We start from the raw sequence: 21,594 nt of genomic DNA on the forward strand, positions 1-21,594 counted from the left end.
TTCTCCCCCCTTGTAACGAATTCAATTATTCACCAAATTTTTGTTTGATTGTTTCTTTGATCAATGTTACAGCATCGTTAGCAGCTGTCTTAGCATCTTTTTTACCACTTACAGCGTCAAAGAGCATTGTTTTAGCTGGATCCCAAACTGCTGACATTTGAGAAATGTTTGGCATTGGTTGAGCGTTCTTGAACTGTTTGATAACAGCTGTTGTCAACTCATCGTTTTTACCTTCAGCGTATGAACGAGCTTCAGTGTTAGCTGGGATTTCGTTAGTTGCATCGTAGAATGCTTTTTGTTGTTCAGTTGAAACAAGGAAGTCTACAAATTTTTGTGCAGCTTCAAGGTTCTTAGTGCTTGATGGGATGATCCAAGCTTTACCACCACCGAATGGTGTGTATTCTTTACCATTTGGAAGAGTTGGAATAGTAGCAACACCGTAGTTTACTTTAGCATCTTTGAATGCTTGAGCTTTCCAAGGACCGTCGATGATAGCAGCTGTTTTACCTTCTTGGAATTGAGTTTGGATCAAGTTTGCAGCACCTTCAGTATCTTGCATACCTTTAGGCCATTTTTCGTACCAAGATTTAGCGTAGTTGATACCTGTGATAGAACCGTCGTTTGCAAGACCGATGTCTTTAGCGTCTTTACCGTTTTGTCCGAATACGTAACCACCGTTACCAGCAAGAAGTCCGTATGCGTAGTAGAAGTTTGTCCAGTCAGCTAGGAATGCAGTAGTTTTGCCATCTTCACCAGCGAAAGCGTATTTGCTGTCTTTAGCAAGTTCTTCTAATTCAGCAAAAGTTTTTGGAGCTTCTTTTAGCAAGTCTTTGTTGTAGTACATAACAAGTGACTCAATAACGGCAGGAGCACCGTAAACTTTACCGTCAGCAGCTGTTACAAGAGATTTAGTCTTATCATCTGTTTTTGCACCATCGCTCAAAGTAACTTCTGAAAGTTGTCCGTCAGTACCAAGGCTACCTACGCGGTCGTATGGTGCCATCATAACGTCAGCAGCTTGACCTGATTGGTTGTCAAGAGAAAGTTTGTCAAGTCCACCAAGTTGGTCACCTGATTTGATGTTAACTTTTGTACCTGATTCTTTTTCATAAGCTGCAGCAACTTTTTCAGCGTAGGCTTTGTATTGGTCTTCAACGTAGAAAGTGATTTCTTTTGCTTCAGATGAGCTAGTATCAGCTGCTTTATCAGCAGTTTTGCTTCCGCAAGCTACCAAAAGTAAGCTAGCAAGAGTAGTAGTTCCGAGCACAGCAGCGCTCTTCATGAATTTAGATGACATAGTGTATTCCTCCTAAAGAATAACAAAAATAATTTAATGAGAAAACGCAAACGTTTTCTTTTACGAACTTAGTATAGCACAAATAGAAAACGGTTGCAAGCTTTTTTAGAAAAATTTTTAAAAAAATTTTAAGGTTTCAAACATTTGTTAAAGCCCATATATAGGAAAGAACTTAAAATGTTTGTTTTTTTTGAATTGAAAATATATTAGGAAAACGATTGCGTAAATTCGGCTCGGTTTTTCAGAAAATAGAGCAGATATTGGGAATGAATTATCTTAAATCAGAAAATCTTTAAAATTTTTTCGCTTATTTCATAAAATATCAGTGGCAACAAGTTTTGTTTGATTAAAATAATTCAAAAAAATTTTTTAAAAACGCTTGCATTTGTTTTTGAAATGCGTTATACTTAAATTAACGCAAACGTTTGCGCCTTAATTGCGCAACGTTTTATAACAAACACATGAGGTGCTATTATGAAAAAACGTCAAAGTGGTGTGTTGATGCACATCTCTTCTCTGCCAGGAGCATACGGGATTGGATCATTTGGCCAGACTGCCTATGATTTCGTTGATTTCTTGGTTCGTACGAAGCAACGTTACTGGCAAATCCTCCCTCTTGGGACAACAAGCTATGGAGATTCTCCATACCAATCATTCTCAGCCTTTGCTGGAAATACGCATTTTATCGACCTTGATATCTTGGTAGAGCAAGGCTTGCTCGAAGCCAGTGATCTTAAAGGTGTTGACTTTGGTAGCGATGCATCTGAAGTTGACTATGCGAAGATTTATTATGCACGTCGTCCGCTTTTAGAAAAAGCAGTCAAACGCTTCTTGGAAGTGGGTGATGTCAAAGATTTTGAGAAGTTTGCTAAAGACAACCAATCATGGCTCGAACTCTTCGCAGAATATATGGCTATCAAAGAGCATTTTGACAATCTTGCTTGGACAGAATGGCCAGATGCAGATGCTCGTGCTCGTAAAGCTTCAGCACTTGAAAGCTACCGTGAGAAATTGGCAGACAAGTTGGTTTACCACCGTGTGACTCAATACTTCTTCTTCCAACAATGGTTGAAATTGAAAGCTTACGCTAACGATAACCACATCGAAATCGTTGGGGACATGCCTATCTACGTAGCAGAAGATTCAAGCGACATGTGGGCAAATCCACATCTCTTCAAGACAGATGCCAATGGTAAAGCAACTTGCATTGCAGGATGCCCACCAGATGAGTTTTCTGCAACTGGTCAACTTTGGGGGAACCCAATCTATGACTGGGAAGCAATGGACAAAGACGGTTACAAATGGTGGATTGAACGCTTGCGTGAAAGCTTCAAAATCTACGATATCGTTCGTATCGATCACTTCCGCGGTTTCGAATCTTACTGGGAAATTCCTGCTGGTTCCGATACAGCAGCACCTGGTAAATGGGTGAAAGGTCCAGGGTACAAACTCTTCGCAGCCGTTAAGGAAGAGCTTGGTGAGCTAAACATCATCGCAGAAGACCTTGGTTTCATGACAGATGAAGTCATCGAGTTGCGTGAACGTACTGGCTTCCCAGGAATGAAGATTCTTCAATTCGCCTTCAATCCAGAAGACGAAAGCATCGATAGCCCACACTTGGCACCTGCCAACTCTGTTATGTACACAGGAACACACGATAACAATACAGTCCTTGGTTGGTACCGTAATGAGATCGATGATCCAACTCGTGAGTATATGGCTCGTTACACGAACCGTAAAGAGTACGAAACAGTGCCACACGCTATGCTTCGCACAGTATTTTCATCAGTGAGCTTTATGGCTATCGCTACCATGCAAGACTTGCTAGAATTGGATGAGGCGGCTCGCATGAACTACCCATCTACTCTTGGTGGAAACTGGTCATGGCGTATGACAGAAGACCAACTCACACCAGCTGCTGAAGAAACTTTGCTTGACTTGACTACAATTTATCGCCGAATTAATGAAAATTTGGTAGAATTAAAGAAATAAGACAATATCAGGAGACACAAAAATGTTACCATTAAAAGAATTTGTACAAAAGCGTTACAATAAAACTATTGCAGAATGTAGCAATGAAGAGCTTTACCTTGCTCTTCTCAACTACAGCAAGTTTGCTAGCAGCCAAAAACCAGTCAACACTGGTAAGAAGAAAGTTTACTACATCTCAGCTGAGTTCTTGATTGGTAAACTCTTGTCAAACAACTTGATCAACCTTGGTCTTTACGACGATGTGAAAAAAGAACTTGCTGATGCCGGTAAAGAGTTGATCGAAATCGAAGAAGTAGAATTGGAACCATCACTTGGTAACGGTGGTTTGGGACGTTTGGCAGCCTGCTTTATCGACTCAATCGCTACACTTGGTTTGAATGGTGACGGCGTTGGTTTGAACTACCACTTCGGTCTTTTCCAACAAGTTCTTAAAAATAACCAACAAGAAACAATTCCAAATGCTTGGTTGACTGAGCAAAACTGGTTGGTACGCTCAAGCCGTAGCTACCAAGTGCCATTCGCACATTTCACATTGACATCTACCCTTTACGATATCGATGTACCTGGTTACAAGACAGCAACAAAGAACCGCTTGCGTTTGTTTGACTTGGATTCAGTTGATTCTTCTATCATCGAAGATGGTATCAACTTTGACAAGACAGATATCGCTCGCAACTTGACTCTCTTCCTTTACCCAGACGATAGCGACAAGCAAGGTGAATTGCTCCGTATCTTCCAACAATACTTCATGGTTTCAAACGGTGCGCAATTGATCATCGATGAAGCAATCGAAAAAGGAAGCAACTTGCATGACCTTGCGGACTACGCAGTTGTACAAATCAACGATACTCACCCATCAATGGTGATCCCTGAATTGATCCGTCTTTTGACTGCGCGTGGTATCGAGCTTGACGAAGCAATCTCTATCGTTCGTAGCATGACTGCCTACACTAACCATACAATCCTTGCTGAAGCCCTTGAAAAATGGCCTCTTGAATTCTTGCAAGAAGTGGTTCCTCACTTGGTACCAATCATCAAAGAATTGGACCGTCGTGTGAAAGCAGAATACAAAGACCCAGCTGTTCAAATCATCGATGAAAACGACCGTGTACACATGGCTCACATGGATATCCACTACGGATACAGTGTTAACGGGGTAGCAGCCCTCCACACTGAAATCTTGAAGAACTCTGAGTTGAAAGCTTTCTACGACATCTACCCAGAAAAATTCAACAACAAAACAAACGGTATCACATTCCGCCGTTGGCTCATGCATGCCAATCCAAGACTGTCTCACTACTTGGATGAGATTATTGGAGAGGGATGGCACCATGAAGCAGATGAGCTTGAAAAACTCTTGTCATACGAAGACAAGGCTGCTGTCAAAGAAAAATTGGAAAGCATCAAGGCTCACAACAAACGTAAATTGGCTCGTCACTTGAAAGATCACCAAGGTGTGGAAATCAATACAAACTCTATCTTTGATATCCAAATCAAACGTCTTCACGAGTACAAACGCCAACAAATGAACGCTTTGTATGTCATCCACAAATACCTTGATATCAAGGCTGGTAACATCCCTGCTCGTCCAATCACAGTCTTCTTTGGTGGTAAAGCAGCTCCTGCCTACACAATCGCCCAAGACATCATTCACTTGATCCTTTGCTTGTCAGAAGTGATTGCAAATGATCCAGAAGTAGCTCCACACTTGCAAGTGGTTATGGTTGAAAACTACAACGTTACTGCAGCAAGCTTCCTTATCCCAGCATGTGATATCTCAGAACAAATCTCACTTGCTTCTAAAGAAGCTTCAGGTACTGGTAACATGAAATTCATGTTGAACGGTGCTTTGACTCTTGGTACTATGGACGGTGCTAACGTGGAAATCGCTGAGTTGGTTGGCGACGAAAACATCTATATCTTTGGTGAAGATTCAGAAACTGTTATCGACCTTTACGCAAAAGCAGCTTACAAATCAAGCGAATTCTATGCTCGTGAAGCTATCAAACCTTTGGTTGACTTCATTGTGAGCGATGCTGTTCTTGCAGTAGGTAAGAAAGAACGCTTGGAACGTCTTTACAACGAATTGATCAACAAAGACTGGTTCATGACTCTCCTAGACTTGGAAGACTACATCAAAGTCAAAGAGCAAATGCTTGCTGACTACGAAGACCGTGATGCATGGTTGGATAAAGTCATCGTTAACATTGCCAAAGCAGGATTCTTCTCATCTGACCGTACAATCGCTCAGTACAACGAAGATATCTGGCACTTGAACTAAGATACAAAATTTATACTAATCACTTTGTAAAAAAAGCGAATTTCAATTGAAATTCGCTTTTTTGAATGATGTGGATTTTAGCCAATCAGGTCTAAAAAGAGATAAATCATAGATACGTTGAAGTTTTAGAAATACTGCTTTTTACTGTATTTCAGTCTCATGATTCTTCGTAGTTGATGGCCTCGTATTTCTTGTATCCGCTTATAATTTGTATTATAATAGCATTGTGGTGAAGAAAGAAGGTGTTTTTATGTGGAAAAAATATTTTTCAAAATATAAATGGACTGATTTATTTTGGATACTATTTGTGGTTTTGTCATCACTCTCGATGGGGAATCGTACTCTTTTTCCACTTACCCATCAAGAAATCTCTTATCATGGGTGCTATTTGGGGATTACACTTGCCTCATTTCACTTATTATTCATTGATAAATTTGTCATTTCGAATCGAAAATAAATGGAGAGGTTAAAATTTTTTCCACTTTTCGGATAGACAGTTGAAAAATCGCGATTTAAACCCACACCTCAAGAAGAGGTGCGGGTTTTTGTCTTATCTGAAAGATTTGTTTACCGTACTTTCCCAACTAGAATCTCTGCTTCAATGGTAATCTCTGTCAGTTGGCTCCAGTCAATCTTGGTATGGTCAACGTGAAAGAGTAAGGGCGTCATGGCAAGCAGGGCTTGGCGTTGCTCAGCCGAGATAGGTTTTGTTAAGGAAGCAATCTGACTAGATTGGATGCTGAAATGTTCCTGGAAATGTTCTTTGATATCTTGGTTGGAATAATCCTTCTTTGTCAGCTGGTCCTGCACCATTTGACGGATTTCTTTGAGGTGATTTTCAGTTGGGATGACCTTGATCAAAATACCGTCTTTGGATAAAACGCGACGGAATTCCCCATAGTTGGCAGGCGAGAAGATATCAAGCAGGATATCCATGCTGGCGTCTTTTATAGGAAGACGAGCCAGGTCGCCGACAAACCAGTTGACCGCCCAGTTTGGTTCGCTCTTGGCAGCGATTTGAACGGAATCTTTTGAAATATCAAAGGCGTAAAAGGTTTTGTCAGAGTGACTTTCTTGGAGTTTACGAGAGTAGAAACCTTCGCCACAACCGATATCCAAGACTGTTTTTGCGGATGGATTAGTTGTTAGTAAGTCCGAGATACCTTCTAAAATAGCCTGATAAAAACCAGCTTCAAGAATTTGCTGGCGGTTTTGGAAGTTTTCCTTGTCGTAGTTGGCAGATTGCTTGATTTGCGGAGCCAAGTTGACATAGCCGAATTTTGCCAGATCAAAAGAATGGCGGTTGCTACACTTGAGGCTAGACTCTACCAAGGCCAGATTTTCTTGGCAGATAGGGCAGGAAAAGGCAGTCGCAGAAGCAAAACGCTGAAGTTTGGGTTTGAGGTTTGTATTCATAGTTTAAGTGTATCAAAAGAGGCAAATGAAAGCAACTTTAGAAATAAGTAGATGGGAGATTCAGTAGAAATAAAACTAATTCTCCAATTTATAGAATAAAATTGCTTTTATATCTAAATTTCTATATAATAATGATAAGGAGGAAATAAGTATGTTAAAAGAAGTATTAACCGTTGCAAAAGTTGCGAAAAAATCATCACTCTTTTTGGGTGGTGTCGCATTTGGTACCCTTGGTTTGAAAATCTTGGCAAGTAAGGAAGCTAAAAAAGGTTATTCTAAAGCTTTGGCTAAGGCTTACAAGTTGAAAGACGGGCTAGATGCATCTGTTTCTGTTGTGAAACAACATGGAGACGATGTCTTGCAAGATGCCAAATATTTGTACGAGCAAGAGAAAAAAGAAGAGCAATTAGATAGCCTTATAGGAGAATAATATGTCTTTTAAAGTGCTACATAGAGGATACCAACATATCCGACTATCATCTTCTTTTTCACTCACCTTGGATATTCAAGACTATCTTCGTTCCTTGGCGAGAGATGAAAAGGGGATTGAGTCTATCCAGTTTTACATGGATCAACAGCACTTTACTCTACGCATAAAAGAAGGCTTTTCTGTATTAGATAATGCAGAAGCCTTTTTAAAAAGAATTGATAAAGGGAAAGTTTCTGAGTTGATGACTCTTCCCATTCGTAGAGAAGAGAGTGCTTATTCTATTGTTTCAGGTGCAGCGATTAAGCGTGTACTTTTTCGTAGTTTTGTGCCGTATCCTATTCGCTATATATGGACTTGTTATCAGGCTTTGGGTTATATTAGAGAAGCCTATCAAACACTAGCGCGTAAGGAACTAACGATGGAAGTCTTGGACTGTTCGGCGATTTTATTGTCCTTGTTTATGAACCAATCCAAGACAGCTAGCAATATCATGTTTATGCTTGATTTGGGGAATCATTTAGATCAGTGGTCTTTGAAAAAAACTGCAACAGATTTAGAACAAAGCCTTCTTGCAAAAGAGAGCGACGTATTCTTAGTACAGGGCGATACGGTTGTTAGTATCAAGAGTTCCGATGTTCAAATAGGAGATGTCTTGGTCCTATCTCAAGGAAATGAAATTCTGTTTGATGGACAAGTAGTTTCAGGTTTAGGTATGGTCAACGAAAGTTCCTTGACGGGAGAGAGTTTTCCAGTTGAAAAAAGAGAGTCTGATTTGGTTTGTGCAAATACAGTATTAGAAACTGGAGAGTTACGCATTCGTGTAACCGATAATCAGATGAACAGCCGGATTTTACAACTGATTGAGTTAATGAAGAAATCTGAAGAAAACAAGAAAACGAAACAACGCTATTTCATCAAGATGGCGGATAAGGTCGTCAAATATAATTTCTTGGGGGCTGGGCTAACTTACCTATTAACAGGTTCTTTTTCTAAGGCTATTTCTTTCCTATTAGTCGATTTCTCCTGCGCTTTGAAAATCTCTACTCCTGTAGCTTATTTGACAGCTATCAAGGAGGGGTTGAACCGTGAAATGGTGATTAAGGATGGGGATGTTCTGGAGAAATATCTGGAAGTTGATACTTTCTTGTTTGATAAGACGGGAACAATCACAACTAGTTATCCTATAGTTGAAAAGGTGTTACCTTTTGGGGACTATAGTGAGGAAGATATTCTCAGAATCAGTGCCTGTCTTGAGGAACACATTTATCATCCTATTGCTAATGCCATCGTCAAGCAAGCTGAGATAGAGGGAATTGAACATGAGGAAATGCATGGGAAACTCCAATATATTGCAAGCAAGGGGATCAAATCTCATATAGATGGCCAACCAGTTCTTATTGGGAATTATGTCTTGATGCAGGATGAGCAGATTCATATCAGTTCAGAACAAAATGCTTTAATTGAAGAGTACAAGAGTCACTACAATCTCTTATTCTTGGCTTATCAGAATGAATTGATTGGAATGTTCTGCATTCATACTCCTTTGAGAAAAGAAGCAAAAGCAGCCTTGGAGAAACTTAAGGCACAAGGGAAAAAATTGATTCTGGCAACAGGGGACACCTTGGTTAGGACAGAGGAATTAGTCAAAGATTTGCCCTTTGATCAGGTCTATACAGACTTGAAACCTGATGGGAAATTTGAGTTAGTAGAGGAACTGCAGAAAGCAGGTCACACGATTTTGATGGTTGGAGATGGATTGAATGACTCAGCGGCTCTAACCCTATCAGATATCGGTGTGGTGATGAATGAGAGTGCAGATATTTCTAAGCAGATGAGCGATATCTTATTGTTAGATAATCGTTTGGATTTCTTCCAAGAGTTGGATTGGCTATCATCATCTTTGCAAACACTCATCAAGAAGAATATTCAAGATACCGTTGTCGTAAATAGTAGTTTGATTGGCTTTGGCTTGTTTAATTGGCTCAGTCCTTCAAACCTCTCTATCCTACATAATCTAACAACCTTACGCATAGTCCTGCGTAGCCTGTCTATTAAGGGATAGGTGGGGACTATTCACAGCAAAAAGGAGTTACCTTTCTCGAGGGTAACTCCTTTGTTTATAGGTAAATGTTTAACAATTTAGTAAGTCAACACAAAGTATTTCTTCTTCCCGCGGCGGATAACAGTGAGTTCGTTTTCTAACTTATCTGCGTCACTCAAGACATAGTCAAGGTCTTGGATACGGTCGCCGTTGACGTAGATAGCTCCGTTTTGGACGTCTTCACGGGCTTGGCGTTTTGAATTCACCACACCAGATGACACGAGGAGTTCCACGATATTGTGGTTTTCGTCTGCTTTTACTTGGTAGTTTGGCACTCCACGAAGTCCTTGTTTGAGTTCTTTGACAGAAAGGTTTTTGATGTTTCCAGCAAAGAGTTGCTCGGTGATGTTAAGGGCTTCTTTGTAAGCTTCTTCTCCGTGAACAAGAGTCACGACTTCACGAGCGAGGACCTTTTGTGCCAAGCGTTCGTGTGGAGCCGCTTCAAACTCTTTGCGGATGTCTTCAATCTCATCGAGTGACAAGAAGGTAAAGATTTTCAAGAAGCGAACAGCGTCAGCATCCATCACGTTCATCCAGAATTGGTACATTTCGTATGGAGAAGTCTTTTCAGGGTTAAGCCAAACTGCGTTTCCTTCTGACTTACCAAATTTCTTACCAGTTGCGTCTGTGATGAGTGGAACAGTGATCACGTGACCAGTCTTGTCAGCCTTACGACGAAGCAATTCGGTACCAGCTGTCATATTTCCCCACTGGTCAGAACCACCGATTTGCAGAGTAACATTGTAGTCTTGGTTAAGGACATAGAAGTCGTACCCTTGCATGATTTGGTAGGCAAACTCAGTGTAAGAAATCCCTGTCTCGATCCGTTTCTTCACAGATTCCTTACTCATCATGTAGTTGACAGTGAAGTATTTTCCGACGTCACGGAGGAAGTCAATGAAGCTGATACTGCCAAACCAGTCGTAGTTGTTGACCATGACAGCCTTATTTTCACCATTTTCAAAGTCAAGAAAACGAGAAAGTTGCCCTTGGATAGACTTGACCCAGCCCTCTACTGTGTCTTTTGTTTGGAGACTACGCTCAGCATCTTTGAAGGACGGATCTCCGATGAGACCTGTAGCACCGCCAACGAGCGCATATGGTTTATGACCTGCTAACTGCAAGCGACGACTGGTCAAGATTGCGACAAGGTGGCCGAGGTGAAGGCTATCAGCAGTTGGATCGTAGCCAGTATAATAAGAAACTTGACCTTCTTCTAGGGCTTTACGCAAAGCTTCTTCATCAGTCGTTTGAAAAATCAAACCACGCTCTTTTAGCTCATCAAAAATGTGCATGTGTCTTTTCTCCTTTATAAAATATTGTTTCTACCTATTGTATCACAAACTCGGACAATAGCCTAGTGGAATAGGGAAGAAAGTGGCTATTTTATTGAAAGTTTCCCTTTTATGGTATAATAGAGAAAGCGAGGACATTCATGAAAGAAAGAATTAATGAATTAAAAACAAAAATGCTGCATTTTTTCCAGCAGCTAATGCAACGAATTGCAAAATGGAAGAAAAGACTAGCAGAAAAACTGGCTAATAAGAAAACCGGTAAAAAGGGGACCTCTTCTGACAAAGTTGGAAGGGCAGGATCTAATTTTGCTAAGGTTTTGAGTGGGTTTAAAATAGTCTTTAACACTCTCTTTATCTTAGGTTTTATCGGTGGACTGTTTGGCGCTGGTGTAGCTATGGGTTATGGAGTCGCTCTATTTGACAAGGCTCAGGTGCCTCAAGCAGAAGAGTTGGTCAAGCAAGTGAAGGATATTGCCTCTATCTCAGAAATCACTTATTCTGACGGCAGTACCATTGCCTCGATCGAGGGTGATTTGTTGCGCACTTCAGTCGCTTCAGATGCTATCTCAGATAACCTTAAGAAAGCCATTGTTGCGACAGAGGACGAGCATTTCAATGAGCACAAGGGAGTTGTGCCTAAGGCCGTTATTCGTGCGACCTTGGGAACCTTTGTCGGTCTAGGCTCGTCTAGTGGTGGTTCGACCTTGACCCAGCAGGTCATCAAGCAACAAGTAGTGGGGGATGCTCCAACTCTAGCTCGTAAGGCTAAAGAGATTATTGATGCTCTTGCTTTAGAAAGGGCCATGGGTAAGGATGAGATTTTGACAACCTACCTTAACATAGCTCCTTTTGGTCGCAATCATAAAGGCCAAAATATTGCAGGTGCCCAGCAGGCTGCAGAAGGAATCTTTGGTGTCAATGCTTCGGATTTAACGGTCCCTCAAGCTGCCTTTATCGCAGGATTGCCACAGAGTCCAATCAGTTATTCTCCTTATGAATCTGATGGTAGCATGAAGAGTGATGAGGACATGGCTTTGGGAATTAAGCGTGCCAAGGATGTCCTCTACAATATGTACCGAACAGGGGCTCTAAGTCAGGAAGACTACGATAAGTACAAAGATTATGACTTTAAGAAAGACTTCCTACCATCAGGTAGTGTTAGTGGTACTTCGCGTGACTATCTCTACTATGCAACCTTGGCAGAAGCAACTGATCGTATGTATGACTACCTCGTCCAACGAGATAATGTTTCTGCGCAAGAATTAAAGAATGAGTCCATTCAGAAATCCTATCGTGATTTAGCCACTAAGGAAATTGAAAATGGTGGATATAAGATTACGACAACTATCAATAAAAATGTTCATGCTGCGATGCAAAATGCGGTTGCGACCTACGGCTATCTGCTAGATGATTCGACAGGCCAGCCTGAGGTGGGGAATGCCCTCATGGACAACCAAACGGGAGCCATTCTTGGCTTTGTTGGTGGCCGTAATTATCAAGAAAATCAGAACAATCACGCTATCGATACCAAACGTTCTCCAGCTTCAACCACTAAGCCTATACTGGCCTATGGTATCGCGATTGACCAAGGTTTGATGGGAAGTGCAAGTATCTTATCAAACTATCCGACAAACTTTTCAAACGGCAATCCCATCATGTATGTCAATAGTCCTGGTACAGCGATGATGACCTTGGGAGAAGCCCTGAACTATTCATGGAACATTCCAGCCTACTGGACTTATCGTACGCTTCGAGAGAAGGGTGTCGATGTCAAGGGCTATATGGAAAAAATGGGTTATGAAATCCCAGAATATGGCATTGAAAGTTTACCGATGGGTGGAGGAATTGAGGTTACAGTTGCCCAGCATACCAACGGTTATCAGACCTTGGCTAATAATGGGGTCTACCACAAGAAGCATATGATTTCCAAGATTGAATCGACGACGGGTCAAGTGATTTATGAGTATAAAAGTCAACCTGTCCAAGTCTATTCAAAAGCGACAGCGACCATCATGCAAAGTCTACTTCGTGATGTCATTTCATCTCGGATTACTACTAGCTTCCAGAATGACCTGGCTTCTATCAATCCAGGCCTAGCTCGTGCTGACTGGATCGGAAAGACTGGTACGACCAATGAAGATGAAAATATGTGGCTCATGCTTTCTACGCCACGCTTGACTCTAGGGGGCTGGTTAGGTCACGATGACAACCGACCGCTAGCCAAAGGAGCAGGCCACTACCGCAATGCCAACTATATGGCCCACTTGGTCAATGCTATCCAGCAAGCCGAACCTGGCATATGGGGAAATGATCGCTTTAATCTTGATCCAAGTGTAACAAAATCTCAAGTCCTCAAATCGACAGGGGAGAAAGCTGGCAAGGTCACAATCAATGGCAAAGAAGTCACCGTTTCAGGTTCTACAGTAACGAGCTATTGGGCTACTAAAGAAGGGGCGCCAGTAACCACTTACCGCTTTGCTATTGGAGGAAGCGATGCCGATTATCAAAATGCTTGGAAGAGCATTTTAGGAAGTTTACCCACTCTTCCTACCCCAACTCTCCCAAGTTCAAGTGGTAGTTCGGAAACAAGCTCATCAACTCGCTCAAATCAATCAAATCGATAGAATAAAAAAGTAGCATGATTCATTCAATAATATTTTTCATGCTACTTTTTTCTTTTTTCATTTCGTGTTACAATAGGAGAATGAATAAGTATCAAAAGAAGATTTTTAAGGGAACTCTATATTCACTGTTGTCAGGTCTAATCTGGGGGATTTGTGGCATTTTAGGAGAATATTTTTTCGCTCATTATCAGGTGTCGTCTGGCTGGATCACTTCCATGCGCTTGCTTTTGGCGGGTAGCTTGGTCTTGTTTTTATCTGCCTTTCAGTTGCGCTTTCAATTATTGGACATTTGGCGAAATAAGAAAAATTATCTGCCTTTTTTAGCCTACGCTATTCTGGGGATTTTTTCTGTGCAGTTTTTCTTCTATCTCTGCGTTGAATATTCCAATGCGACGACAGCAACCATTTTGCAATTTATCAGTCCCGTTTTTATCTTGTTTTATAATCGTATCGTCTATCAAAAGAAGGCTTCCGTCACAGCCATTTTCTATGTTTTGATTGCCATGCTAGGTGTTTTTTTGATGGCTACAAAAGGGGATTTATCCAAGCTATCAATGACACCTCTGGCTTTGGTGACAGGGCTACTCAGTGCTGTAGGGGTCATGTTCAACGTTATCCTGCCTCAGCGTTTTGCACGTGATTATGGTTTTGTGCCAACCGTTGGTTGGGGGATGTTGCTAGCAGGTGTTTTTAGCAATTTTCTTTATCCTGTTCATCAGATTACCTTTCAACTTGATGTGACGAGCCTTTTGATTTGTTTTACTATTGCTGTGTTTGGAACGGCTTTTGCTTTTTTCCTTTCGATGAAGGCTGTGCTACTCGTCTCACCATTAGTTGTGTCAGTTGTGAGTGCCAGTGAACCTTTATCTTCCGCATTGTTAAGTGTGCTATTTCTAGGTATGGTTTTGGATGGTTTTCTAGCTTTGGCTATGATTTTGATTATCGTTCCGATGGTTTTCTTATCAATTGAGGAAACGAAGGAAAGGTAAAATGTTCTGTTCGAGTGCTTAAGGCTTCAAATTTGAGGCCTTTTTTGGTAGAATAGGTATCATTAAAATGAACTAGGAGGCGCCTATGACTGCCACAAAAATGAATGCTCAAGAAATTATCCAATTTATCGCCAATGCCGAAAAGAAAACCAGTGTTAAAGTGACCTTTGAAGGACGACTCGCAACTGCTGTACCAAGCTCTGTTGTCAAATTAGGGAATGTCCTATTTGGAGACTGGAAGGACGTGGCTCCGCTTCTAGATGGTTTGGTAGAAAATCAAGACTATGTTGTTGAGCAAGATGCTCGTAATTCTGCAGTTCCTTTGCTAGACAAACGTGCTATCAATGCTCGTATCGAGCCAGGTGCTATTATCCGTGATCAGGTTGAAATTGGTGACAATGCTGTTATCATGATGGGAGCCGTTATCAATATCGGTGCTGAAATTGGTGCAGGAACCATGATTGACATGGGGGCTATCCTTGGTGGCCGTGCCATCGTTGGGGAAAATAGTCACGTTGGTGCAGGTGCAGTTCTTGCAGGTGTGATTGAGCCAGCGAGCGCTGAACCAGTCCGTGTTGGAGATAATGTTCTTATCGGCGCTAATGCAGTGGTCATCGAAGGAGTTCAAATCGGGAGTGGTTCAGTTGTGGCGGCAGGAGCTATTGTTACACAAGATGTCCCAGAAAACGTGGTGGTAGCAGGTGTTCCAGCTCGTATTATCAAGGAGATTGATGCCCAAACCCAACAAAAAACAGCGCTAGAGGATGCGCTTCGTACCTTGTAATTTGTAAAAGAAAAATAGAGGCGGAACCCTTTTCCAGCCTCTTTCTGCTATATAGGAGGATAGATAAATGTTAGATTTGATTCAGACTAGACGGGATTTGCACCAGATTCCTGAAATTGGCTTGGAGGAGTTCAAAACTCAGGCATATTTGCTGGAAGTGATTGAGAAATTGACTGCGGGTAAGAATTTTGTCCAAGTTCGTACTTGGCAGACAGGGATTTTGGTCTATTTGCAGGGAAGTCAGCCAGAGCGAACCATTGGCTGGCGGACAGATATTGATGGCCTGCCGATCGTCGAACAAACAGGACTGCCTTTCGCTTCTCAACACCAAGGTCGCATGCATGCTTGTGGCCATGATTTTCATATGACCATTGCCTTAGGCTGTCTCGAGCGCGCCCTGGAGGAACAACCCAAGAATAATTTGCTCTTCCTATTTCAGCCTGCTGAAGAAAATGAAGCTGGTGGGATGCTCATGTATGAGGATGGTGCTTTTGGAAATTGGTTGCCAGACCAATTTTATGGTCTCCATGTTCGTCCGGATCTGAAGGTCGGACAGATTGCGACCAACACTCATACACTCTTTGCAGGGACTTGTGAGGTGAAGGTTCGTTTCAAAGGAAAAGGAGGACACGCAGCTTTTCCGCATGAAGCCAATGACGCCTTGGTGGCTGCTAGTTACTTTGTAACCCAAGTACAGTCAGTTGTCAGCCGCAATGTTAATCCCATCGATGGAGCGGTGGTGACCTTTGGCGTTTTTCAAGCTGGAACAACCAACAATGTCATTACAGACACAGCATTTTTACACGGAACCATTCGCGCCTTGACTCAGGACATGAGCCTCTTGGTACAAAAAAGAGTCAAGACAGTCGCAGAAGGGGTTGCAGCAGCCTTTGATATGGAAGTCGAAGTAGAACTCAAGCAAGGAGGCTACCTACCTGTTGAGAACAATCCAGCCTTGGCGCGTGAACTGATGGACTTTTTTGAAGAGAAAGACGGAATCGAGTTGATTGATATCGAGCCTGCTATGACTGGTGAGGACTTTGGTTATCTCCTTTCGAAGGTAGATGGAGTTATGTTCTGGCTAGGTATCGATAGTCCCTACGCCCTTCATCACCCTCAGATGAGTCCTAAGGAAGAAGCCTTAGCCATTGGGGTAGATGCGGTCTCTAGTTTCTTGAAAAAGAAGGCAGCAGAGTAGAGGAATTGACTATGAAAGCTGAACTACGCAAGAAAATTTTGCAAGAAATGAAGACTTTATCTCAGGAGCAAAAACAGGCTATGGATCGAGTTTTAACTGAGGGTTTCTTACAACACCCTTTTTACCAAGAAGCCAAGACCATCGCAACCTATCTCTCCTTCCCTCATGAATTTCAAACGCAGGAACTGATTGAGCAGGCGCTGAAGGACGGCAAGAAGGTTTTGATACCCAAAACCTATCCCAAGGGGCGCATGGAGTTTGTGGTCTATCATCCGCAGCAGTTGGCAAAAACTTCCTTTGGTTTACTGGAACCGCAAGGAGACTTGGAAGTGGTGGAACCGTCTCAGATTGATTTAATTCATGTTCCGGGCTTGGCTTTTACAACAGAGGGCTATCGGATTGGATATGGTGGAGGATACTACGACCGCTATCTAGAACATTTTGCTGGGCATACCATGAGTACAATCTATCCTTGTCAAGTTCAGGAGTTTAACTCGGAAAACCATGATATTCCCGTCCAGGAGGTGCTAATAGATGAAGGAAATCTTTGATAAACGTTATCCTGTGACTAGCTTCTTCCTCCTAGTAACAGCATTGGTATTTCTCTTGATGTTGGTTCTTACAGGTTTAAATTTTGAACGAGCAGATACCCTGCTTCAGTTTGGAGCCATGTATGGACCGATCATTCGCCTGTTCCCTGAGCAGATATGGCGCCTTTTTTCGGCTATATTTGTGCATATTGGATGGGAGCATTTCATTGTCAATATGATTTCGCTCTACTTTCTTGGACGACAGGTGGAGGAGATTTTCGGTTCTAAGCAGTTCTTCTTTCTCTATCTCTTATCTGGAATGATGGGTAATCTCTTTGTGTTTGCTTTCACACCGAAAGTTGTCGCTGCTGGGGCATCCACTTCCCTATACGGGCTATTTGCTGCGATTATCGTCTTGCGTTACGCAACTCGCAACCCCTATATTCAGCAGTTGGGGCAATCCTACCTGACGCTTTTCGTGATAAATATCATTGGAAGTGTTCTAATTCCAGGAATCAGCCTAGCTGGGCATATTGGTGGGGCAGTAGGCGGTGCCTTTCTAGCAGTCATCTTCCCAGTCAAATGGGAGAGAAGGATGTACAGTACTAGCCAGCGAATCGGAGCAACGGTACTTTTTATTGCACTAGCTGTTTTCCTTTGCTATAAGGGAATGAGCTATGTGTAGGGATGGAATAGTTAAAAGCGAGCACCGATTCGATTGCTAATAAGTCATCTGCAAAGATGGCTTTTTTATTGCAAGCTTCAACAAAAAAACAAAGCCCTTATTTAAGAGCTTTGTTTTTCTTCTATTCCCCCTCAGCTAACTCTTTTCCGAGTTGGATGAGGTAGTCTTTCAAGTCGTCTTTGACTTGTGGGTGTTTGAGAGCGTAGTCGATGGAAGTTTTCATAAAGCCAAACTTGTCTCCGACATCGTAACGAGCCCCTTTGAACTCACGAGCAAATACACGTTGTGTTTTATTGAGGGTATCGATTGCATCTGTCAGCTGAATTTCATTTCCTGCACCTGGAGCTTGGTTTTCAAGGATTTGGAAAATTTCAGGTGTGAGGAGGTAGCGTCCGATGATAGCAAGGTCGCTAGGAGCATCCTCTGGCGCAGGTTTTTCAACGAAGGTTTCAACGCTGTAAAGACCGTCTTTCCCTTCTCCTTGCGGAGCAATAACCCCATAAGCAGATACTTCGTCATGAGGGACTGGCATAACAGCGATAGTGGACGCGTGTGTACGCTCGTAGTCATCCATGAGTTGTTTGGTAAGTGGAACAGCCTTTTCGTTGGTGATATCCATCAAGTCATCACCAAGCATAACGACAAAAGGTTCATTTCCAACGAAAGCTTTGGCTTGCAAGACAGCATCTCCGAGACCACGTGGATGTGTTTGACGGATAAAATGCAGGCGCATGCCAGTTGTTTCATCAACTAGCTTCAGAAGATCTGTTTTCCCTTTTTCTTTGAGGTTGTATTCCAATTCGAAGTTTGAATCGAAGTGGTCCTCGATAGAACGTTTTGACTTACCTGTAACAACCAAGATATCTTCGATACCAGATTTGAGAGCTTCTTCAACGATAAACTGGATAGTGGGCTTGTCTACGATTGGCAACATTTCCTTGGCCAAGGCCTTAGTTGCTGGGAGGAAGCGAGTTCCCAATCCAGCGGCTGGGATGACTGCTTTTCTGACTTTTTGTTTCATGATGTTCCTTTCTATAAAGGTCTATGACCATTCGTTTTCTGCTTTAAATTCATTGCTCATGATGTCAGTGATTGCTTCTTTGATATTGACACCTTCGTAGATAACTCGGTAAATAGCCTGTGTGATTGGCATGTAGACATCCAATTCCTGAGCCAGCTCGTAAGCTGCTCGAGTTGTTGAAATGCCTTCGATGACCATACCCATGTTTGCTTCGATGTCTGCGAGGGATTCTCCACGACCGAGAGCATCACCGGCCCTCCAGTTACGAGAGTGGACAGATGTCCCCGTTACAATCAAATCTCCAACTCCAGAAAGGCCGCTATAAGTCAGAGGATTAGCTCCAAGAGCGACCCCTAGACGGGTGATTTCAGCTAAGCCACGGGCAATGATAGCCGCCTTGGCATTGTCGCCAAACCCTAGACCATGTAGTGCCCCAGCACCAACTGCAATGATGTTTTTGAGAGCACCAGCGGTTTCAACTCCGATAACATCCGTATTAGTATAGAGACGGAAGTAGTGATTGCTAAAGAGATTTTGGACGTACTGAGCAGTTTCAAGATCTTTAGAGGCTGCAGTGATCAAGGTAATATCCCGTACAATCGTTTCCTCAGCATGGCTAGGTCCTGAAACAACAACGACTTCACTACGGAGGTCAGCTGGAATTTCCTCTTCAAGAATGGTTGAGAGGCGTTTGTGGCTATCTGGTTCCAAGCCTTTGGAGGCATGCATGATGACAACCTTGTGATCGAGCACCTTTGCTACTTGTTGGGCAACCAGTCTTGTTACTTTTGTTGGGACCACAAATAAAACAGCATCCACATCCTTTAGTGTTTCTTCTAAATCATGATAGGCTTTGATTTTTTCGTCGAGTAGGATATCTTTGAAGTAGCGTTTGTTTGTATGTTGGTTATTGATTTCATCAATTTGGTCAGAAATATTTCCCCAAATTCGAACCTCGTGTCCATTGTCGTTTAGGACCTGCGAAAGGGCAGTTCCCCAAGAACCAGGACCCAAGACAGCGATGGTTTGTTTCTTCATCTTTTCCTCCTTGTAAGAGTTCTTCCTTTCATTTTACCATAAAAAGCCTTTTCATGCATCACCTGTATATGAAAGCGCACTAATTTATAATAAGGAGACTTCTTTGACAAGATTTCTCTTTTTTGCTAGAATAGCATCAATATGACCGAATGAGAAGGAGCTGACGCAGGATGTCGCTCCCTTTATCTATTTTATTAGGAGGAAATATGCTGATTAAAAAGATAAAAGCCTATAAATGGCAGGCCTTGGCATCCCTAATGATGACAGGCTTGATGGTTGCGAGCTCGCTCTTGCAACCACGCTATTTGCAAGAGGTGTTAGAGGCTTTGTTGGCTGGTCAAAATGAGGCTATTTATAGTATTGGCGCTTGGCTGATAGGAGTAGCCCTAGTCGGTCTGGTTGCAGGTGGGGTCAATGTAACGCTTGCAGCCTATATTGCTCAAGGAGTGTCTTCGGACCTTCGGGAAGACGCTTTTCGCAAGATTCAGACCTTTTCTTATGCTAATATCGAGCAGTTTAATGCGGGTAATCTTGTCGTCCGCATGACCAATGATATCAACCAAATTCAGAATGTGGTGATGATGGCTTTTCAAATCCTTTTCCGTCTCCCTCTTCTCTTTATCGGTTCCTTTATCTTGGCGGTTCACACTCTTCCATCACTTTGGTGGGTCATTGTCCTCATGGTGCTCCTAATCTTTGCACTAACTGCCATCATGATGGGGATGATGGGACCACGATTTGCTAAGTTTCAAACCCTTCTTGAACGGATTAATGCTATCGCCAAGGAAAATCTACGTGGTGTGCGTGTAGTTAAATCCTTTGTGCAGGAAAAAGAGCAGTTTGCCAAGTTTACCGAAGTCTCAGACGAGCTTCTCGGTCAAAATCTCTATATTGGCTACGCCTTCTCGGTAGTGGAACCCTTCATGATGCTAGTCGGCTATGGGGCAGTCTTTCTCTCAATCTGGTTGGTGGCAGGCATGGCGCAGTCAGATCCGTCTGTAGTGGGTTCGATTGCTTCCTTTGTCAACTATCTCAGCCAGATTATCTTTACTATCATCATGGTTGGTTTTTTGGGAAATTCTGTCAGCCGTGCTATGATTTCCTTGCGTCGTATCCGCGAGATTCTAGATACCAAGCCAGCGATGACCTTTAAAGATCTCCCAGATGAAGAGTTAGAAGGAAGTCTCTCTTTTGAAAATGTGACCTTCACCTATCCTAATGACGATGAGCCTATGCTGAAGAATGTAACCTTTGAAATTGCGCCTGGTCAGATGGTCGGTGTGGTTGGGGCTACTGGGGCAGGGAAGTCCACTCTAGCTCAGTTGATTCCACGACTTTTTGATCCACAGGAGGGATCTATCAAGATTGGTGGCAAGGATATTCGAGACGTCAGCGAGGGAACCTTACGTAAAACAGTTTCCATCGTCTTGCAACGTGCTATTCTCTTTAGCGGGACCATTGCAGATAATCTTCGTCAAGGAAAAGGCAATGCTAGCGTGTCAGAAATGGAACGTGCAGCACGGATTGCCCAAGCCAGTGAATTTATCGGGCGCATGGAAAACAAATTTGAGAGTCAGGTTGAAGAACGTGGCACCAACTTTTCTGGTGGACAAAAGCAACGGATGTCCATTGCCCGTGGGATCGTCAGCAATCCCCGTATCCTGATTTTTGACGATTCGACTTCGGCCTTGGATGCCAAGTCAGAGAGACTCGTACAGGAAGCTTTGAATAAAGACCTGAAAGGGACGACAACCATTATCATCGCTCAAAAGATCAGTTCAGTCGTCCATGCGGACAAGATTTTGGTCTTGGATCAAGGACGCTTGATTGGAGAAGGACGGCATGCAGACTTGGTAGCTAACAATGCCGTCTACCGCGAAATCTACGAAACACAAAAGGGAAAGGAGGAATAA

The 21,594-nt window shown here is 42.6% G+C and carries 17 protein-coding genes; 12 read left to right on the forward strand and 5 right to left on the reverse strand.

The features are described 5' to 3' along the window. Positions 1-25: 25 nt before the first annotated feature. Positions 26-1,297, reverse strand: a complete 1,272-nt coding sequence (locus GOM47_RS00605) for an extracellular solute-binding protein (RefSeq protein ID WP_235080749.1) — start codon at positions 1,295-1,297, stop codon at positions 26-28. A gap of 474 nt (positions 1,298-1,771) precedes the next feature. Here GOM47_RS00605 and malQ point away from each other — a divergent pair, with 474 nt between their 5' ends. The 3 genes from malQ (at position 1,772) to GOM47_RS00620 (ending at position 6,027) form a co-directional block, all read left to right on the forward strand. Further along, entirely contained in the window at positions 1,772-3,289 is a 1,518-nt protein-coding gene (gene malQ / locus GOM47_RS00610) for a 4-alpha-glucanotransferase (protein ID WP_235080750.1), read from the forward strand. A 22-nt stretch (positions 3,290-3,311) separates the two neighbouring features. Beyond that, positions 3,312-5,570 carry a glycogen/starch/alpha-glucan family phosphorylase gene (gene glgP / locus GOM47_RS00615; protein WP_235080751.1) on the forward strand — a complete coding sequence of 753 codons (2,259 nt, stop codon included), beginning with the start codon at positions 3,312-3,314 and terminating at the stop codon, positions 5,568-5,570. Positions 5,571-5,820: 250 nt separating this feature from the next. Beyond that, positions 5,821-6,027 carry a hypothetical protein gene (locus GOM47_RS00620; protein WP_009013759.1) on the forward strand — a complete coding sequence of 69 codons (207 nt, stop codon included), beginning with the start codon at positions 5,821-5,823 and terminating at the stop codon, positions 6,025-6,027. A gap of 110 nt (positions 6,028-6,137) precedes the next feature. On the opposite strand, the gene GOM47_RS00625 is transcribed toward GOM47_RS00620, so the two are convergent. Beyond that, positions 6,138-6,986, reverse strand: coding sequence for a putative RNA methyltransferase (locus GOM47_RS00625; RefSeq protein ID WP_001095535.1), 849 nt, complete (start codon positions 6,984-6,986; stop codon positions 6,138-6,140). A 151-nt stretch (positions 6,987-7,137) separates the two neighbouring features. Here GOM47_RS00625 and GOM47_RS00630 point away from each other — a divergent pair, with 151 nt between their 5' ends. Together GOM47_RS00630 and GOM47_RS00635 are read left to right on the forward strand one after the other, a co-directional pair. After that, positions 7,138-7,416 (forward strand): DUF6110 family protein, encoded by a 279-nt coding sequence (locus tag GOM47_RS00630; protein ID WP_000910910.1) that lies wholly within the window; start codon positions 7,138-7,140, stop codon positions 7,414-7,416. A 1-nt stretch (position 7,417) separates the two neighbouring features. After that, positions 7,418-9,478 (forward strand): heavy metal translocating P-type ATPase, encoded by a 2,061-nt coding sequence (locus GOM47_RS00635; protein WP_000008775.1) that lies wholly within the window; start codon positions 7,418-7,420, stop codon positions 9,476-9,478. Positions 9,479-9,555: 77 nt separating this feature from the next. On the opposite strand, the gene tyrS is transcribed toward GOM47_RS00635, so the two are convergent. Further along, entirely contained in the window at positions 9,556-10,812 is a 1,257-nt protein-coding gene (gene tyrS / locus GOM47_RS00640; protein WP_044020095.1) for a tyrosine--tRNA ligase, read from the reverse strand. A gap of 140 nt (positions 10,813-10,952) precedes the next feature. Between tyrS and pbp1b the strand changes: the two genes are divergently transcribed. The 6 genes from pbp1b to GOM47_RS00670 all read left to right on the forward strand — a co-directional run bounded on the left by pbp1b (position 10,953) and on the right by GOM47_RS00670 (position 17,622). Next, positions 10,953-13,436 (forward strand): penicillin-binding protein PBP1B, encoded by a 2,484-nt coding sequence (gene pbp1b, locus GOM47_RS00645; protein ID WP_235080752.1) that lies wholly within the window; start codon positions 10,953-10,955, stop codon positions 13,434-13,436. 80 nt (positions 13,437-13,516) lie between these two features. Then, complete coding sequence (locus GOM47_RS00650) at positions 13,517-14,425, forward strand: DMT family transporter (protein WP_235080753.1); 909 nt, start codon at positions 13,517-13,519, stop codon at positions 14,423-14,425. Between the two features lie 85 nt (positions 14,426-14,510). Next, positions 14,511-15,209, forward strand: a complete 699-nt coding sequence (gene dapD, locus GOM47_RS00655; RefSeq protein ID WP_235080754.1) for a 2,3,4,5-tetrahydropyridine-2,6-dicarboxylate N-acetyltransferase — start codon at positions 14,511-14,513, stop codon at positions 15,207-15,209. Positions 15,210-15,276: 67 nt separating this feature from the next. Further along, positions 15,277-16,407, forward strand: coding sequence for an N-acetyldiaminopimelate deacetylase (locus GOM47_RS00660; RefSeq protein WP_235080755.1), 1,131 nt, complete (start codon positions 15,277-15,279; stop codon positions 16,405-16,407). 11 nt (positions 16,408-16,418) lie between these two features. Then, positions 16,419-16,958, forward strand: coding sequence for a 5-formyltetrahydrofolate cyclo-ligase (locus tag GOM47_RS00665; protein WP_084942587.1), 540 nt, complete (start codon positions 16,419-16,421; stop codon positions 16,956-16,958). Beyond that, complete coding sequence (locus tag GOM47_RS00670) at positions 16,942-17,622, forward strand: rhomboid family intramembrane serine protease (RefSeq protein ID WP_049505379.1); 681 nt, start codon at positions 16,942-16,944, stop codon at positions 17,620-17,622. Before GOM47_RS00665 ends, GOM47_RS00670 begins: the two co-directional genes overlap by 17 nt. Before the next feature lie 121 nt (positions 17,623-17,743). Here the strand turns inward: GOM47_RS00670 and galU are convergent, their stop codons facing one another. Then, positions 17,744-18,643 carry a UTP--glucose-1-phosphate uridylyltransferase GalU gene (gene galU, locus GOM47_RS00675; protein WP_000811028.1) on the reverse strand — a complete coding sequence of 300 codons (900 nt, stop codon included), beginning with the start codon at positions 18,641-18,643 and terminating at the stop codon, positions 17,744-17,746. Positions 18,644-18,664: 21 nt separating this feature from the next. Beyond that, the gene (locus GOM47_RS00680; RefSeq protein WP_084921497.1) at positions 18,665-19,681 is read right to left on the reverse strand and encodes an NAD(P)H-dependent glycerol-3-phosphate dehydrogenase; all 1,017 of its coding nucleotides are present in this window, start codon (positions 19,679-19,681) and stop codon (positions 18,665-18,667) included. A 206-nt stretch (positions 19,682-19,887) separates the two neighbouring features. On the opposite strand from GOM47_RS00680, the gene GOM47_RS00685 reads away from it, so the two are divergent. Next, positions 19,888-21,594 (forward strand): ABC transporter ATP-binding protein, encoded by a 1,707-nt coding sequence (locus tag GOM47_RS00685; RefSeq protein WP_235080756.1) that lies wholly within the window; start codon positions 19,888-19,890, stop codon positions 21,592-21,594.

The organism is Streptococcus oralis (genome assembly GCF_021497945.1).
Lineage (GTDB): Bacteria > Bacillota > Bacilli > Lactobacillales > Streptococcaceae > Streptococcus > Streptococcus oralis_BR.